Raw genomic sequence first — 16,521 nt, forward strand, 5'->3', positions numbered from 1 at the left:
ATGAAGTATTTAACGCCAATTTATTCAGTCATACTATTTTTGTCATTGGCGCTATTGCCAATGACAACCAGTGCTGAAACACAGAATTACCGTTTAGGTGCTGGTGATACCATAGTGATTAAAGTATATGGTGAAGAGGCATTAACTCTCGAAACCCAAATTACCAATAGTGGCACCATCAACTATCCTTTTCTAGGCTCGTTAAAATTAATTGGTTTAACCATTAAAGAAGTTGAACAAATTGTTTATAACGGCTTAAAGGGCGATTATTTTGTTGAACCTAATGTATTTGTTGGCATGATATTATATCGACCCTTTTATATACACGGTGAAGTTAAACAACCGGGAGGCTACCCTTATCAGCCTGGGATGACGGTAAACCAAGCCATTGCATTAGCGGGTGGATTAACCGAGCGAGCCTCGCAAGAAAAGATTTTAATTTCACGTGAGGGCAGCAAAGTCGAGTCTGAGCGCGGCACGATTAATAGTGCGATTCAAGCAGGCGATACAATTACCATTGAACAGAGATTTTTTTAATGAGCTTCCAAGAAAGACGACAAAGTGCTTCCCCTGGTAATTTACTGAGTCCTGCTGTGACGCAAATGGATCAGCTTATTGATGTAAAAAAACTGCTTCTACCACTATTACGTTTTAAGTGGCGCATTTTAGCATTTGCTTTATTGGTCACAGCGTTAGCCGTATTTGTGGTGTTAAGCATGACACCGATTTATAAGGCTTCATCAACGTTATTGATAGAATCCGAACAAGCTAAAGCGATTAAAATAGATGAAGTGTATGGTATTAATTCTGGGCAGCAAGAATACTATTTAACCCAGTTTGAGATTATTAAATCGCGCAGCATTGCCGAGCGAGTTTTTAATGAATTGGATTTAATCAATCATCCCGCTTTTAACCAGCCTCCAAGTTGGTTTTCTGAGATTAAATCGCAGTTAAATTTTATCCCTGAAGAAATTGCTACGGCTGCTGATAGCCAAATTAGCCAAGATATAGCCAAGCATAAATTAATTGATAGTTTCGCTCAAAATATCAATGTATCTCCAGTGCGTAAAACCCAACTAGTGAATATTAGTTATGAAAGCTCAGACTCTCAGCTTGCAGCACAGATAGCAAATGTTATCGGTGATACTTATATTTTAAGCCAGTTAGAAGCCAAATTGGGTATGACTCAAAAAGTGAACACGTGGTTAGGCGGTCGCTTAGAAGACTTGCGTATAAAGCTGGATGAGTCAGAGAAACGATTAGAGCAATTTAAATTAATAAATGGATTAATTGACGTTGAAGGGGTGACAGCATTAGATGCCAAAGAGTTAGAGCGCTTAAGTGACGAGATTACTGTGGCAAGGTCGCGCAAAGCCCAAGCTGATAGCTTTATAGCGGTGGTGCGGCGTTACGGTGCCACTGACATTAGTCGTCTAGAAAGTTTACCCGAGGTGACCTCGCATTTATCGATTCAAAACGTTAAACGTGAGGTGGTATTGGTTGAGCGTAAAGTGTCTGAGCTACAACAGGTGTATGGCCCTAAACACCCAAAGATGATAGCAGCACAAGCCGAACTTAATGCGGTGCAACAAAATTTACACAAGCAAATAAGCCGGTTAGTTCAAGGCATAGAAGATGAAGCACAAACTGCAGCGCAAACACTGCAAGCGTTAGAAGCGCAATTTAGTAACGCTAAAGGTGCGTTTCAAAATTTAAGTACCACAGACACCGATTATCAACGCTTATTGCGTGAAGTAGATACCAATCGACAGTTATTTGATACTTTTTTAGCTCGTCAAAAAGAAACCGCTGTTACTGGTGATTTTGACTCACCTGTCGCACGTTTTACTGACCGTGCCGTAGTTCCGTTGTTGCCAGAAAAGCCTAAAAAGAAAATGATTGTTATTTTAGCTTTTATGGCCAGTTTAGGTTTTTCCATGGTATTAGTGTTGGTGTTGGATGCATTAAATGACACTATAAAAACCAGCGATGATGTTGAAAAGCTTTTATCGCAACGAGCGTTAGGATATGTGCCGAAAGCTAAAAAAGGCACCAGTTATGATGATATTAACTTTGCTTTTTACGATGCGAGTTTACCCTTACATGCAGAGGCTGTAAGGACGATACGAACATCGATGTCGTTAATGGCTATGGGAAGTGAACTTTCTACGATTGAGGTGACATCTTCTAACCCTAATGAAGGTAAAACCACCACATCAATGAATATAGCATTTGCCTATGCCACCATGGAAAAAGTGTTAATTATTGATGCTGATTTACGCAAATCAAGTTTAGGTCTGCGCTTTGGTTTACCTACTTACCAACCTGGGCTTGCTAATGTGTTGTCGGGTACCGATAGCTTACATAACAGTATTGCAAAAGAGGTTAAACCTAACGTTGATGTGATGCCTGCTGGTGCAGTGCCGTTAAATCCGCAAGAGTTACTAACATCTCGTCATTTTGCAGAACTGTTGACTGAACTGAAAACTCAATACGGTAAAATTATTATCGATACCCCACCAGTTCATGCGGTAAGTGATGCACTCATTATCACCTCGTTGTGCGATGCTACTGTATTGGTAGTCAAAGCTGGTCATACTCGTAGCGAAGCGGTTAAGATGACATTAGCTAAGTTAAACCAGGCGCGCAGCAAAGTGTTTGGCGTAGTGTTAAATCAATTCAACACTAAAGATGCCCAGCGCTACCAAGGTGATTATGGTTACTACCAGGCCTATGGTGCCGACTATGCCATTAAACAGCCAGCCGGCAATAACAAAGGTAATAGTAAAGGAAACACTAAGGAAAACACCAAGGCATGATTGATTTGCATTGCCATATATTACCCAATATTGATGATGGGGCTAAATCAATTGACGAAGCCATTGCTTTGGTGGCTCTAGCCGCCGAGCAGGGGGTGTCACGAATGGTGGCGACTCCTCATATTCACTTGGGTATTTATGACAATAACTTACAATCAATCAATGCTGCTTATCATTTGTTGTGTGACGCGTTGGCGTTTACCAATATAGATATACAATTGCGCGCAGCTGCAGAGGTAAGGATTTCACCCGAAATAATGCTGTTTATTGAGCAGCAGCAATTGCCTTTTTTAGGCCGTTACCAGCAAAAAGATGTGTTGCTGCTAGAACTGCCTAGCAGCCATATTCCACCTGGTACCGACAAGCTGATTAGTTGGCTATTAGCAAAAAATGTATTACCCATGATTGCTCACCCAGAGCGAAATCGTGAGTTACAATCCCATCCAGAACGGATAACCCCTTTCGTACGTGCGGGTTGCTTATTTCAGTTAACTGCAGCGTCATTGATTGGTGACATGGGTGAGGCACCAAAGCAATTGAGTGAATATTTTATTAAACAAAAGCTGTATTCTATTATCGGGTCCGATTGCCATTCGTTAAACCGCCGACCACCTAAGTTGTTAAAAGCACAACATGCTGTGACTGCTCTGACTGACCAGGAGTATGCCTTTGCATTAACCACTTCTATGCCTGGTAGTATTTCGAATGTGCTATTTGCCGAGAGCAGCGACTAATGAAACGGATAAGTTGGTCTGCCCGCAATATTGTGTATGCATTGATGATGTTGGCACTGTTAGCCTTACTGCCAGTTTTACTTCAAAAAGGCTTAGCTAACGCGTACCACTTCAAATCTCGCTTTTACATTGACCAATGGCAGCAAGGTGCTAAGCCGACTTCGTTACAGTATGCCAATGCGTTGTTAGCTGCTGATTATGCCTCTAGTATTGACGACCAAAATCCACACTATTTATTAACATTAGCTAAAGTGATGGAATGGGGCGTTTTTTCTCAATTGGCTCAACCGAATAAGACAGTGTTTAATCAACTGTATATAGATGCCATTATCCAGCGCCCTAATTGGCCAAATGCTTACAGTGACTATGCCTATAATTTGGCCTTTATTCAGAAAGATATTGTTCAAGCTTGGCCGTATTTACAACAAGCATTGCATTATGGTCCTTATACCCCCGAGGTGTTACATCAAACCTTAGCCATTGGATTTGCTTATTGGCCGAGTTTAACCGTAATCCAAAAGCAAACTGTATTTAGCACCGCACATATTGCTGCCAGTGCCAATTGGAAAATGCGTAACGATTTAAAGCAACTGGCCTTGGAGTATCGATTAACCTCTGTTATGTGTACTTACCTTACTTATGCAACTCCAGTTAGCGCCAACGTTGATAAATGGATTAAACAGGATATGTGCCGCTAATGGATATCAGGAGCCCCCACACAATAAAATCTTTTGGGTTCTTTAATCGTTTTATGCTGTTGGGGCTATGTGCGCTGATTATTTGGATGCCTATCCCATTAGGTAGTAATCGTATTTGGTCGTTAGCTATTTTAGAGTTGTGTATTGTATTACTTGGCGTTGTGCACATAGGCTACTGCATTAAGCAAAATGCGTTATTGTTACGTTATCATTGGCAAAAGTATGCATTAATCCCCATTGGATTAATGCTAGTTTATTTATGCTTACAATTACTTAACTGGATCCCTGTAATTAATACAGTTGATGGCTATCAAACGGCACAACAACTTTTAAAAACCTTCTGTTATGGCGTGTTTATTTTATTGTTAAGTCAATATTGTCAGAGTTCACAGGCGATTCGTTGGCTGTTAATTGCCATTATATTATCTGGTTGTTTACAGGCCTTTTATGGCACCTTGCTGAATTTGTTGCAACTGGATGTATCACCTGTATTTGGTTATTCCGATGGCGATAGGGCCCGTGGATCGTTTGTGTACCAAAATCATTTTGCTAATTATTTAGCATTATGTCTTTCTATTGCGTTTGGTTGGCTGTTATCCGAGCTAAAAACCAGCAAGAAAGAGTTCGATTTGCGTGCAATGATGATTGACTTACTATCGACATTATTCAGTCGAAAACTGATCCTTCGCTTAGCCATTGTGATTATGGTGATAGGCTTAATCTTAAGTCGCTCACGAATGGGCAACGCTGGCTTCTTTACTGCACTGGGTGTTGTATCACTATTGTCGATGTTTATTTATCGTCGACCGCCAACGTTATTTAAGCCTTTAGTACTGAGTATTTTCATTCTTGATTTGCTCATTGTCGGCTCAATTTTTGGGGTCGATAAACTAAAACAGCGTTTAGACGATACCTCTTTTAGTTCAGAAACTCGTGATGAAGTGGTAATGGATAGTCTTCCCATCATCCAAGAACACTTGTTCACGGGTACTGGGGGAGGGAGTTTCTATACTGTTTTCCCACAATACCAACCTCAGTTTTATTCTGGTTTTTATGACCATGCCCATAACGAATATATTCAGTTTGTTGTTGAGTATGGGATTGTAATGACAGCCATTTTAGGCTTATGGGTGTTGTACGCGTTTTGGTTAGCGTGTCGAACCATGTATTTGCGTAATAATAAACTTTATAAAGGGGTCGCTTTTGGTTGTGCAATGGCCATAGTGCACATGCTATTGCATATTTCTGTTGATTTTAATCTGCAATCACCTTCGAACACTTTACTGTTTTTAACCATCTTAACCCTATGCTGGTTAGTGCGTTATTTACCTGCTGATACTCACAAAATAGCAAGATAATCGGAAACCCGGTGTTTCTCTATTTCGTCATCCTCGAGTGCTAGTTATATGAAAGCAAAGACGGATAACGGTTTACGGGACGCTTCGCCTACAGAATCAAGGTCCTAGGTTCTGCGCCCGTCATCCTCGAGATCTGTTATCGGGCATCCAGGTGTTTCTTTGTAAGCGTCCGGGCAAGTACGTCTTCAACTGCGCTCATCGAGCCTTTATCTTAACGACTGATAATGACATCAGGAGTTAACATGGCTAAACGTTCACATCAAGATTGGGCTGCTTTGATACAACAGCAATCCGCTAGCGGCTTAACGATTTCAAATTTTTGTCGTGTGCACAAGCTTAGTCTTAGTGGGTTTTACGCCCGCAAAGCGGACATGGCTAAAACGGGCACCCAACAGATAGCGCCGTTTGTTAAGGCTACCGTGACATCGCCGACAGCGATGACAACCCAAGCTCAACCTTCCGCTTCAGGGCAGGCTATCCATTTTCAGCATCAAACCGGTTTATGGACTTTCCCCAGCACCTTGCCTGCACGATACCTGCTGGAGATTATAAAAGGCCTACAAGCATGTTGATGTTTCGTGAGCTTCCGTGTGTTTATCTGCACCGTGCACCGGTGGATTTTCGTAAATCGATAAATGGCTTAGCTGTTATCGTTGAGCAGCAATTATCCTTACAGGCCAGCGACGGCAGTGTGTTTGTCTTTTGTAATAAAGGCCGTGATAAATTAAAAATCCTCTACTGGGATAACACCGGCTTTGCACTGTGGTACAAACGCCTCGAGCAGGATAAGTTTAAGTGGCCGACGAAAAGTATTGATGAGTGCCTGAGTTTATCTGAGCAACAGTTTCATTGGCTGTTATCTGGCTTTGATGTCCTGGGTCATCAGCATGTGAACGGCTTGAATTACAGTTAATTGATCGCCATTGCGAAGGCTGTTTTCGATAATTAGATCACTGCTTTAGCCTTATTTAATGGGATATTTGATATAATAACACCATGAAATTAAGCCCTGATAACTTACCCAATGACGTTGATTTACTTAAGCAATTATTGCTTGAGACGCTGGCGGCTAAAGATAATGTTATCGAGTTGAAAGACGCTGAAATCGCCGAACTTAAACACTCTGTGCAGCGTTTGCTTGAACAATTTCGCTTAGCCCAGCAACAACGTTTCGGCGCCAGCAGTGAAAGCCATGACTATCAAGGTGAGTTGTTTAACGAAGCAGAAGTGACGGTTGATGAGCCTGTTGAATTAACAGCAGATGCTGACGCGCCTGTGTCACCTAAACAGCGCGCCAAGCGTAAATTACTGCCTAAAGACCTGCCACGTGAAGTGATTATCCATGACATCAGTGATGAAGATAAGCAGTGTGAGTGCTGTGGTCATGAGCTGGCGTTAATGGGCCAGGACAGTAGTGAGAAGCTGAAGTTTATTCCGGCGCAAATCAGTGTGATTGAGCACGTTAGATTAAAATACAGCTGCAAGCATTGTGAAACCAAAGGAACCCAGGCCAATATCAAGCAAGCGCCCGTGCCAGCTAGCCCTATCCCTAAAAGTGTGGCGACACCAAGCTTACTAAGCCAACTCATTACCAGTAAATATCAGTACGCATTACCCCTTTATCGGCAAGAAACACTGTTCAAACAACACGGTATCGCCTTAAGCAGGCAAACCATGGCAGATTGGATGATGAAATCTGCAGCGCTGTTCAAGCCCTTATATGATTTACTCCACCACCATTTATTAAGACAAGATGTCATCCACGCCGATGAGACCACGCTTAAAGTGATTAACGATGAGCGGGTGAAATCCTACATGTGGGTGTATTGCGCTGGCGCGGATAAACCAAGCACTGAGCCTCGATATCAAGGTTTGCGCAATATCGTACTGTACGACTACCAAGACGGTAGCCGCGCGGGCACCTGCGTGAGCCGTTTTCTTGCCACCGAGCAAACGGTATTTAATGGTTATTTACAAGTCGATGGCTACGCAGCGTATCAGCAGGCAAGTAATAAGCTTGTAGGTTGTTGGGCTCATGCTAGGCGCAAGTTCAAAGAAGCGCTAATAGCACAAGGCAAACCCAAAGCAGGCAAAGTCAGTAAAGCGGATATGGCATTGAGCATGATAGCCAAGCTGTACCGTATTGAAACCCAAATACAAGCACTGAGCCTGGAAGAGCGATTGTATTTTAGGCGCACCCATTCATGTGCCCAATTGGCGTTATTTAAGCAATGGCTGGATAAATCAGTGCAGCAAGTGTCAAAAGAAAGCCCACTAGGCAAAGCCATCCATTACAGCCTCAATCAATGGTCAGCGTTGAGCCGTTATACAGAAGACAGCCGACTCAATATCGACAATAATCGCGCAGAGCGGGCAGTAAAACCCTTTGTGATAGGGCGTAAAAACTGGCTATTCAATCACAACCATCGCGGCGCTGAGGCGAGTGCAATTTTGTACAGCATCATAGAAACGGCTAAAGCGAATGGACTCACCCCGTTTGATTACATCGAACACTGCTTAGAACAATTATCCTACCCTAAATGCGATCTCAACAGCCTTTTACCCTGGGAGGTTAAACTAGACAAGGCGTAGTTCGCCGGACGCTTACGTTTCTTTTGACTTTTGTCTTGAATATTTAAACTCAACACCTGGATTCCGGCTCAACAGCATTGCCGGAACGACGTGGTAGGAAGCAAAACCGGAATTACGTAGTAGGCGTTGCTGGAATTGCGTAGTCGCTGCGGTTATCGATTGCTTGTCTCTCGCTCGTCATCCCTGAGATCTGTTATCAGGGACCCAGGTGTTTTCTTTTGCTTTTGAGTTAGGTGTTTCTTGTCATTTTTACCTTTTAATTTTTTGCTATTAGCTCACGCTAAATAAGGATCTTCATGAAAGTTGTTATTCCTGTTGCCGGTTTAGGTACTCGTATGTTGCCTGCTACCAAGGCTATTCCGAAAGAAATGTTACCTTTGGTCGATAAGCCGCTGATTCAATATATTGTCGACGAATGTGTAAGTGCGGGGATTAAAGAGATTGTATTGGTAACTCATGCCAGTAAAAATGCCATTGAAAACCATTTTGATAAATCTTACGAGCTTGAATCTACTCTAGAGAAACGTGTAAAACGTCAGCTATTGCATGAAGTACAAGCCATTTGTCCTAAAAACGTCACCATTATGCATGTGCGCCAAGGCGAAGCTAAAGGGTTAGGACATGCGATTTTATGTGCAAAACCATGTATTGGCGATAATCCGTTTGCGGTTGTGTTACCCGATGTCATCTTAGATTCGTATTCTGCTGATCAGCGCACCGAAAACCTAGCCTCAATGTTAATTCGTTATCGTGAATCTAATGTCAGCCAAATAATGGTTGCACCAGTACCAGATGACCAAGTTAATAAATACGGCATTGCAGATTGTGGTGGCGAAACCATAAATCCTGGTGACTCGACTAAAATATTTAAAATGGTTGAAAAACCAGAAATTGGCCTGGCACCGTCAAATTTAGCCGTTGTTGGTCGCTATGTGTTGTCTGAAAAGATATGGGACTTACTGGCAAAAACACTTCCTGGTGCAGGTGATGAAATTCAGTTAACCGATGCCATTGACATGTTAATTGAGTCTGACACGGTTGAAGCGTTTAATATGACCGGTAAGTCACACGATTGTGGCGACAAGCTTGGCTACATGAAAGCATTTGTTGAATACGGTTTACGGGATCCTAAATTGGGTAACAGCTTTATGAAAGAGGTCTCTAGTTTGTTAGAAGAGTATAAATAGACTGTAGTTTACTTTTAAACGCTTATAACCACTATACGTTGCACCGGTAAAGTGAAGTCTAAATGTTTCAGTTGGGCTATTAATGTTTGCACTAGATCGTAAGTATTAATCTGAAAAGCCTTAATGTTTACGCGATAAGATACATTATTTAATGCAACTCGCTTAATAACTAGTGGCATTTTTTATTGAATAGGCATTTAGGCAACGAAGGCTTATTCTGCCTCACTGTCTACTGCCCATGCTCGTCATCCTCGAATTTTCGTATCCCGGCTCAGAAATGCTACCGGGACGGACCCAGGTGTTGCTTGGTTTTTTGCATGCGATCTGTAAAGCGCAAGAGATTAACACCTGGATTCCGGCTCAAAAGCGCTTACTTCACCGCTCGTCATCCTCGAATGCTCGTATCGGGGATCCAGGTGTTGCTTGAGTTTTTTGCATGCGATCTGTAAAGCACAAGGGATTAACACCTGGATTCCGGCACAAAAGCGTTACCGGAACGACGTGATAGTGGGCGTTCCCGCAATGACGTGATAATGAGCGCGACAGGATTGACGTGGTACTTGGCGTTCCCGCAATGACGTGAATGAGATCGTTACCTTAATGGCATAGATGCTCATCGTTTTCACCTTCGAGTAGTTTGACAATCACATCAACGCTTTTCCTTTAAGCAGTTTACGCAGCCACATTCTGTTGGGGCTAAGCAGTGCTTGTAGCTCTATGCTTAATGGTGACAGTTCACCGCATAAGTTCGCTGCTAAGCATTCGGCGACTAATGGGCCTGAGCTTAGGCCGCGTGAGCCTAGTCCTCCTAACACATATAATCCGTCATAAATTGGTGCTGGTGTTATTTGCCAATAACGTTGCCATAGACTGGGTTTGTCTTTCGATTGCTGCTGAACAGCATAGCGTGTAAATAACGCTTCAACATCAGGCGCACAACCCATTACTGGGAAGTGATCGCGACTGACCATCCTTACGCCGACTCTGGCATCGTTGTTTGAAACATCAATATCGTTAGGCCAGTTTGAATTAGGAAAGCTTTGTTGCATTTTAAGGCTGTTTTCATGCTGCTCTATTGGGCAAAAATCAAGATGTTGTGGGTCTTTTACATAACTGGCTCCAACGCAATGTAGTTGGTTATGTTGTGGGGTTAAATAACCATTAGCGCAAATAACAGTATTAAGTTTCGCTAGCTCACCTTGTGGCGGTACATGGCTAACTTGACCTCTAAAACCAGTGATTTGCAGGTTTTTTGTCTGTTTATACTGGGTAAGTTTAGCTCCAGAGGCGATGACGACCTGTTCGTGAGTTGCTATAGGGGTATTATTCCCGGCACTAAACAGTTGCCAGCCTGATGAGTGTGATTCAAGTGAGCTAATGTCGCTATTATAAATAACGCGAACCTTGGTTAATGTTTGTGCTTTGGCAATGCTAGCTTGTGCGAATTCAAACGGACAAGCCCAGCCTCCTAATGGGTAGTAAAAGCCAGATTTATCAATCTCGACGTTAGCAAGTCGTGTGGCTTGGTTTGGACTTACTGCAAAAGCAATTTCAGTTGGCCATGCTTGGCCATCAATAATTTTATCCAATCTTGTTTGGCTACGTTGATCGAAACCTGTATGTAATACACCGCACCACTCATGTCCTATTTCATATCCATTATCAACTAATGCCTGAATTCTGCGTCGACTGTATAGGAAGGCTTGTTGGAAAAATTGGCTTAGCGATCCATTTTCTGGGGTAAGTAAGGGATAAATGGCACCTTGTTTGTTACCAGATGCGCCTTGTCCTAGAGTGTTATCTTTGCAATAAATAATCACATCTTTGCCGCGCTCAGCCAGAGATAAAGCAAGACTTGCAGAAGCGATACCGCCCCCTATAATAGCTATAGGGCTGTTGTTATTAGAATGTAACGGTGGCAATGGGTTATAAGCAAACTGTTGCTGTAGCTGTTGTCTTAGTGCGTTACGTTCTGCGATAGCAATGTCATCATTGGATTTTGATGATGTGGTTGATAAAAAACCGCATAGTGCTAGTTGCTTTTTGATAGCCGGAGCGACATCTGCATTATTTGTGCTGGCTGCTAAAAATGTTGCATTATCAACACTGAGCCGACCATATTGCCAAAGTGAACTTTGATTAAAATAATGATCTGAATAAGCCTCTTGGTTCGTATGGGGTAGGGCAAACCAATGTGTTATCCTTTGTTTACCAGGCGTGGCAACGACTTTGGCTTGCGCTAGTGGCGAGCCTTGATACAGGTCTATGATAAGTTGGTTTTGAAGTAGGCCTAGCCGCTGACAACCTTCGATGGCTGCAATTTCACCATTGAGTAGTGCTTGGGTAAAATCGAATAAATGATGGTCTGAATTAAGTAGCCCTTGTTGTTGCCATTTGTATTCTAGTTGCTTACGATTTACTGGGCTTTGTTCAAATACACTGATGTGAATTCGAGTTTTTTGCTGTTTCAAAGGGTTTTGCAGGTTAGCCTCTTGCAAGGCTGCCAGTAATAGTATTATTTCGTGGCCATCGCCAAAACCGAGTTGGCCTAGCGTTAATAAATGTGGTTTAGTATTTGTGGCTGCTATTTTATCGTCACCGCTTTGCAATACTTCGGCAATATACTGCTTAAAAATGTGGGGATATCGGCTATTTTGATTGACGTTATTGCCCAGTAATTCACAAATATGCAACTCGTGTAAATTCGGGGATACAGATAATAAAGGTGTTTTATTCAAAATATTTTACTCAGGGCCGATAACTTGGCATTATTTTACCTGCGTTTATGGAAAGCTGACCACTTAATTGCTTCAAAGCAGCTATGATTGCCGCAATTAAGTACCGACATGTACCAAATGGATAGCATAAAAATGAAAAGAGTCGTGATCACCGGAATGGGTGTTGTTTCAAGTATCGGTAATAACAAGCTAGAAGTGACTGATTCACTTAAAGCGGGTCGTAGCGGTATTACTCACTCGGCACAGTTTGAAGAAATGCAATTACGTAGCAAAGTTTGGGGTGACATTAAAATGAACCCAGCTGATCATATCGATCGTAAAGCACTACGCTTTATGGGCGATGCTGCTGCATATGCTTACATTGCTATGCAGGAAGCGATTGCTGACGCTAACTTAACAGAAGAGCAATATTCTAATTTCCGTGTCGGCTTGATTGCTGGAACGGGTGGTGCATCTTCAAAAAACCAAGTTCAGGCTGCTGATACACTTCGTGAAAAAGGTGTTAAGCGTGTAGGCCCTTATATAGTGCCTCGTATTATGTCGAGTACTGCAAGTGCTTGCTTGGCGACACCATTTAAAATTAAAGGCACGAGCTATTCAATCAGTTCAGCTTGTGCTACTTCGGCTCATTGTATTGGCCATGCCGTTGAACTTATCCAAATGGGTAAGCAAGATATGGTTTTTGCTGGCGGTGCTGAAGAAGTCGATTGGACACTCACTATGGGCTTTGATGCTATGGGAGCACTATCGACTAAGTACAATGACACGCCTGAAAAAGCGTCACGTACTTATGATGCCGATCGTGATGGTTTTGTTATTTCTGGCGGCGGCGGTATCGTTGTTGTTGAAGAATTAGAACATGCCTTAGCACGTGGTGCGAAGATTTATGCTGAGATTGTTGGTTATGGTGCCACATCTGATGGCTACGACATGGTTGCTCCGTCTGGAGAAGGTGCCGTACGTTGTATGCAGATGGCATTAGCTGATGTCGATACGCCAGTTGATTACATCAACACTCATGGTACTTCTACTCCTGTAGGTGACATGCGTGAACTTGAAGCATTGCGCGAAGTGTTTGGTGATAACATGCCTCCTATCGCATCAACTAAATCAATGACAGGTCATGCTTTAGGTGCTGCGGGTGTTCATGAAGCGATTTACAGCTTAATCATGATGGAAGACAGTTTTATTGCTCCAAGCATTAACATTGACAACCTAGATGAAAAAGCAACTGGCATGCCAGTAGTTCGTGAAATGCGCAAAGCAGAATTGAACACCATCATGAGCAATAGCTTTGGTTTTGGTGGCACTAACGCAACGTTAGTCATGCGTAAGTATAAAGCATAAAACCTCATTAGTGGGGCAACCCGCGAATGATTTGAAAGCCAGCTTGGGTGACTATGCTGGCTTTTTTGTTGCCTTAAAAAGAGCAAAGGCCAAAACGCTAAACCCTATTAGGAACCCACTCGTACGTCATTTAATTAACGCCCACTACTACTTCATTTAATTAATGCCCATTACTGCGTCATTTTGATAACATCCACTAATACGTCATTCCGGTAGCGCTTTTGAGCCGGAATCCAGGTGTTAATGTTTTACGCTTTAAAGATCGCATGCAACAAACCAAGCAACACCTGGATCCGTCCCGGTAGCGTTTCTGAGCCGGGATAAAAGCATTCGAGGATGACGGGCTGATTGCTTCATTTAATTAACGCCCACTACTGCTTCATTTCGATAACATCCACTACTACGTCATCCCGGTAATGCTTCTGAGCCGGGATCCATTCTTTGTTTTAGCTTTTCATTCAATAGAGCTTATGTCGCTTTGCTTTTAGTGGCTATAACATCCAAGTCAACAGCTGGACTCCCAATAACAGATCTTGAGAATGACGGAGTGGGTGAGTTTGGTATAAGATACTAGTTATAAAAAAACGCGATGTGATGTCGTTAAACTCGCAGTGAATAAGATACCCAAATGAAAATAATTGCCGATGAAAACATGCCTTATGTTGATGCCTTGTTTGGCTATTTAGGCAAGATTGAATATGTAAATGGCCGAACCTTGACTGCTAAACAAGTAGAAGATGCTGATGTGTTATTGGTGCGTTCGGTGACCAAAGTAAATGCAGCGTTAATTAAAAATGCGCATAAACTTAAATTTGTGGGTAGCGCGACAATTGGTACCGATCATATCGATGTTGATTATCTTTCGTTGCGCAATATTTATTTTACTAATGCCCCAGGGTGTAACGCGACTGCAGTAGGTGAGTATGCATTTATTGCCATGCTGGAGTTAGCGCAACGTTTCGGTGAGTCTCTAGCCGGTAAAGTGGTTGGGATTGTGGGCGCGGGTAATACCGGCACCGCAGCCGCGAAGTGTATGCAAGCTTATGGGCTAAAAGTATTGTTATGCGATCCCATTAAAGCATCGCAAGGTGATACCCGAGAGTTTGTGTCGCTAGACACTATTATTGAGCAAGCCGATATTATCAGTCTGCATGTGCCTATCACTAAAGACGGTGAGCACAAAACCTGGTACTTGTTTGATGAAACTCGACTGAATAAGCTAAAGCCCAATACTTGGTTACTAAATTGCTGTCGAGGCGAGGTTATTGACAACCGAGCGCTGATCAAGTTTAAACAACAACGTGATGATGTAAAGCTGGTACTTGACGTGTGGGAAGGTGAACCTAACCCAATGGCCGAATTAGTCGCCTTGGCAGAGTTTGCTACGCCGCATATTGCAGGTTATAGCCTTGAAGGCAAAGCCCGCGGTACGTTTATGTTGTATCAAAAGTGGTGTGAGTTACTTGATTTTCCGGTAAAAAAATCATTAGAGAGTTTATTACCGGCATTTCAATTTAATCAAATTGTAAATCGAGGTGATTTAACTGAAAGCCAATTGTTGAAATTGTCGCGTTTGGTCTATGATTTGCGTGATGATGACTTTAGTTTTAGAGGGTGTTTTTCAACAGCGACAGGTTTTGATTTAATGCGTAAAAACCACACTTATCGTCGTGAATATAGTGCTATCTCGTTAGCTCAATCTGTGGACTATTTATCTGATGGTACGATTAACCCACCGATGTTGAGTGCTTTAGGCTTTAATTAATTAGTTAAAGTATATAAGGCCGATATTGCCAATAGAACGACAGATTGAAGCTAAAAAACAGTAATTTTAGCCAGTTGAGAAAAAATCACTTCAAAGTCGGCTTTTTTAGTACATTAACCCTAGTAAAGCATAACTAAACTAGGGTAGATTGATTGTTCAAACTGGATAATATGGAGTCGAGCGTTAATTATGTCTCAGGAATTTAATGTAGTCGTTTTAGGTGCATCGGGCGCAGTGGGTCAAACAATGATTGAGATCCTCGAGCAGCGTAATTTTCCGGTTGCTAAGTTGTTTCCATTAGCGAGCAGTCGCAGTGCTGGCGAAACAGTCAGTTTTCACGGTAAACAAGTTGAAATTCTTGACGTAGAAACGTTTGATTGGACCCAAGCACAAATTGGCTTCTTTTCTGCTGGTGGCGATGTGTCTGCTAAATGGGCGCCGATTGCGGGTGATGCAGGTTGCGTCGTTATCGATAACACCTCACATTTTCGTTACGACGTAGATGTGCCCCTGGTGATACCTGAAGTTAACCCAGAAGCCATTGCTGATTTCCGTAATCGCAATATCATCGCTAATCCGAATTGTTCAACGATTCAGATGTTAGTGGCTCTTAAGCCTATTTATGATGCTTTTGGTATTTCACGTATTAACGTGGCGACGTATCAGTCTGTGTCGGGAACCGGTAAAAAGGCGATTGATGAGTTAGCGGGTCAAAGTGCTAAATTATTGCAAGGATTACCGTCTGAGCCAACAGTTTATCCAAAGCAAATTGCCTTTAACGTATTGCCTCAAATTGATGTGTTTATGGAAAATGGCTACACCAAAGAAGAAATGAAAATGGTGTGGGAAACGCAGAAAATTTTTGGTGATGACGAAATTGTGGTTAATCCAACGGCTGTGCGTGTGCCTGTTTTTTATGGTCACTCTGAGGCTATTCATATTGAAACTCGTCAACCTGTTGATGCAGAAGATGTTAAAGCCGTTTTACGTGATGCACCAGGCGTAGAATTGTTTGATGATGATAGCGAATATCCAACCGCGGTAACTGAAGCTGCAGGTAATGATCCTGTTTATGTTGGTCGTGTTCGTAAAGATATTTCACACTCTCACGGTATAAATTTATGGGTTACTGCCGATAACATTCGTAAGGGCGCAGCATTAAACAGCGTACAAATTGCCGAGATTTTGATTAGAGATTACTATTAATTACGCTTTAACAATGTGTAATGACTTAATCAACAACGCGATTTAGTTTAAAAAGCCTGCAATGCGCAGGCTTTTTC

Annotated in this window: 13 protein-coding genes; 12 read left to right on the forward strand and 1 reads right to left on the reverse strand. The window is 42.4% G+C overall.

Going from position 1 to position 16,521, the window contains the following annotated elements; translation table 11 throughout:
* The 9 genes from HNW13_RS04015 to galU all read left to right on the forward strand — a co-directional run bounded on the left by HNW13_RS04015 (position 1) and on the right by galU (position 9,388).
* Positions 1–537, forward strand: a complete 537-nt coding sequence (locus HNW13_RS04015) for a polysaccharide biosynthesis/export family protein (protein ID WP_123776938.1) — start codon at positions 1–3, stop codon at positions 535–537.
* Positions 537–2,819, forward strand: coding sequence for a polysaccharide biosynthesis tyrosine autokinase (locus tag HNW13_RS04020; protein WP_192115221.1), 2,283 nt, complete (start codon positions 537–539; stop codon positions 2,817–2,819). The genes HNW13_RS04015 and HNW13_RS04020 overlap by 1 nt, the downstream gene beginning before the upstream one ends.
* A complete protein-coding gene (locus tag HNW13_RS04025) occupies positions 2,816–3,553 on the forward strand; it encodes a CpsB/CapC family capsule biosynthesis tyrosine phosphatase (RefSeq protein WP_192115220.1) in 738 nt (245 codons plus the stop codon). The genes HNW13_RS04020 and HNW13_RS04025 overlap by 4 nt, the downstream gene beginning before the upstream one ends.
* A complete protein-coding gene (locus HNW13_RS04030) occupies positions 3,553–4,251 on the forward strand; it encodes a hypothetical protein (protein WP_192115219.1) in 699 nt (232 codons plus the stop codon). The genes HNW13_RS04025 and HNW13_RS04030 overlap by 1 nt, the downstream gene beginning before the upstream one ends.
* Before the next feature lie 86 nt (positions 4,252–4,337).
* A complete protein-coding gene (locus HNW13_RS04035; RefSeq protein ID WP_243756164.1) occupies positions 4,338–5,609 on the forward strand; it encodes an O-antigen ligase family protein in 1,272 nt (423 codons plus the stop codon).
* A gap of 242 nt (positions 5,610–5,851) precedes the next feature.
* Positions 5,852–6,181, forward strand: a complete 330-nt coding sequence (locus HNW13_RS04040) for an IS66 family insertion sequence element accessory protein TnpB (RefSeq protein WP_208062797.1) — start codon at positions 5,852–5,854, stop codon at positions 6,179–6,181.
* Positions 6,175–6,522 carry an IS66 family insertion sequence element accessory protein TnpB gene (tnpB, locus tag HNW13_RS04045; protein WP_208062782.1) on the forward strand — a complete coding sequence of 116 codons (348 nt, stop codon included), beginning with the start codon at positions 6,175–6,177 and terminating at the stop codon, positions 6,520–6,522. Before HNW13_RS04040 ends, tnpB begins: the two co-directional genes overlap by 7 nt.
* 83 nt (positions 6,523–6,605) lie before the next feature.
* Complete coding sequence (locus tag HNW13_RS04050; protein ID WP_208062794.1) at positions 6,606–8,201, forward strand: IS66 family transposase; 1,596 nt, start codon at positions 6,606–6,608, stop codon at positions 8,199–8,201.
* Between the two features lie 296 nt (positions 8,202–8,497).
* Complete coding sequence (gene galU, locus HNW13_RS04055) at positions 8,498–9,388, forward strand: UTP--glucose-1-phosphate uridylyltransferase GalU (protein WP_011636862.1); 891 nt, start codon at positions 8,498–8,500, stop codon at positions 9,386–9,388.
* Between the two features lie 644 nt (positions 9,389–10,032).
* Here galU and mnmC read toward each other — a convergent pair.
* Positions 10,033–12,126 carry an FAD-dependent 5-carboxymethylaminomethyl-2-thiouridine(34) oxidoreductase MnmC gene (mnmC, locus tag HNW13_RS04060; protein WP_243756165.1) on the reverse strand — a complete coding sequence of 698 codons (2,094 nt, stop codon included), beginning with the start codon at positions 12,124–12,126 and terminating at the stop codon, positions 10,033–10,035.
* 132 nt (positions 12,127–12,258) lie between these two features.
* Here mnmC and fabB point away from each other — a divergent pair, with 132 nt between their 5' ends.
* From fabB to HNW13_RS04075, 3 genes are all read left to right on the forward strand, one after another.
* Positions 12,259–13,473, forward strand: coding sequence for a beta-ketoacyl-ACP synthase I (fabB, locus tag HNW13_RS04065; RefSeq protein ID WP_162024366.1), 1,215 nt, complete (start codon positions 12,259–12,261; stop codon positions 13,471–13,473).
* Between the two features lie 628 nt (positions 13,474–14,101).
* Positions 14,102–15,238, forward strand: coding sequence for a 4-phosphoerythronate dehydrogenase (locus HNW13_RS04070; protein WP_192115211.1), 1,137 nt, complete (start codon positions 14,102–14,104; stop codon positions 15,236–15,238).
* A 189-nt stretch (positions 15,239–15,427) separates the two neighbouring features.
* Positions 15,428–16,444 (forward strand): aspartate-semialdehyde dehydrogenase, encoded by a 1,017-nt coding sequence (locus HNW13_RS04075; protein ID WP_011636866.1) that lies wholly within the window; start codon positions 15,428–15,430, stop codon positions 16,442–16,444.
* Positions 16,445–16,521 lie beyond the last annotated feature (77 nt).

This window comes from Shewanella sp. BF02_Schw, assembly GCF_014596695.2.
Classification (GTDB): Bacteria; Pseudomonadota; Gammaproteobacteria; order Enterobacterales; family Shewanellaceae; genus Shewanella.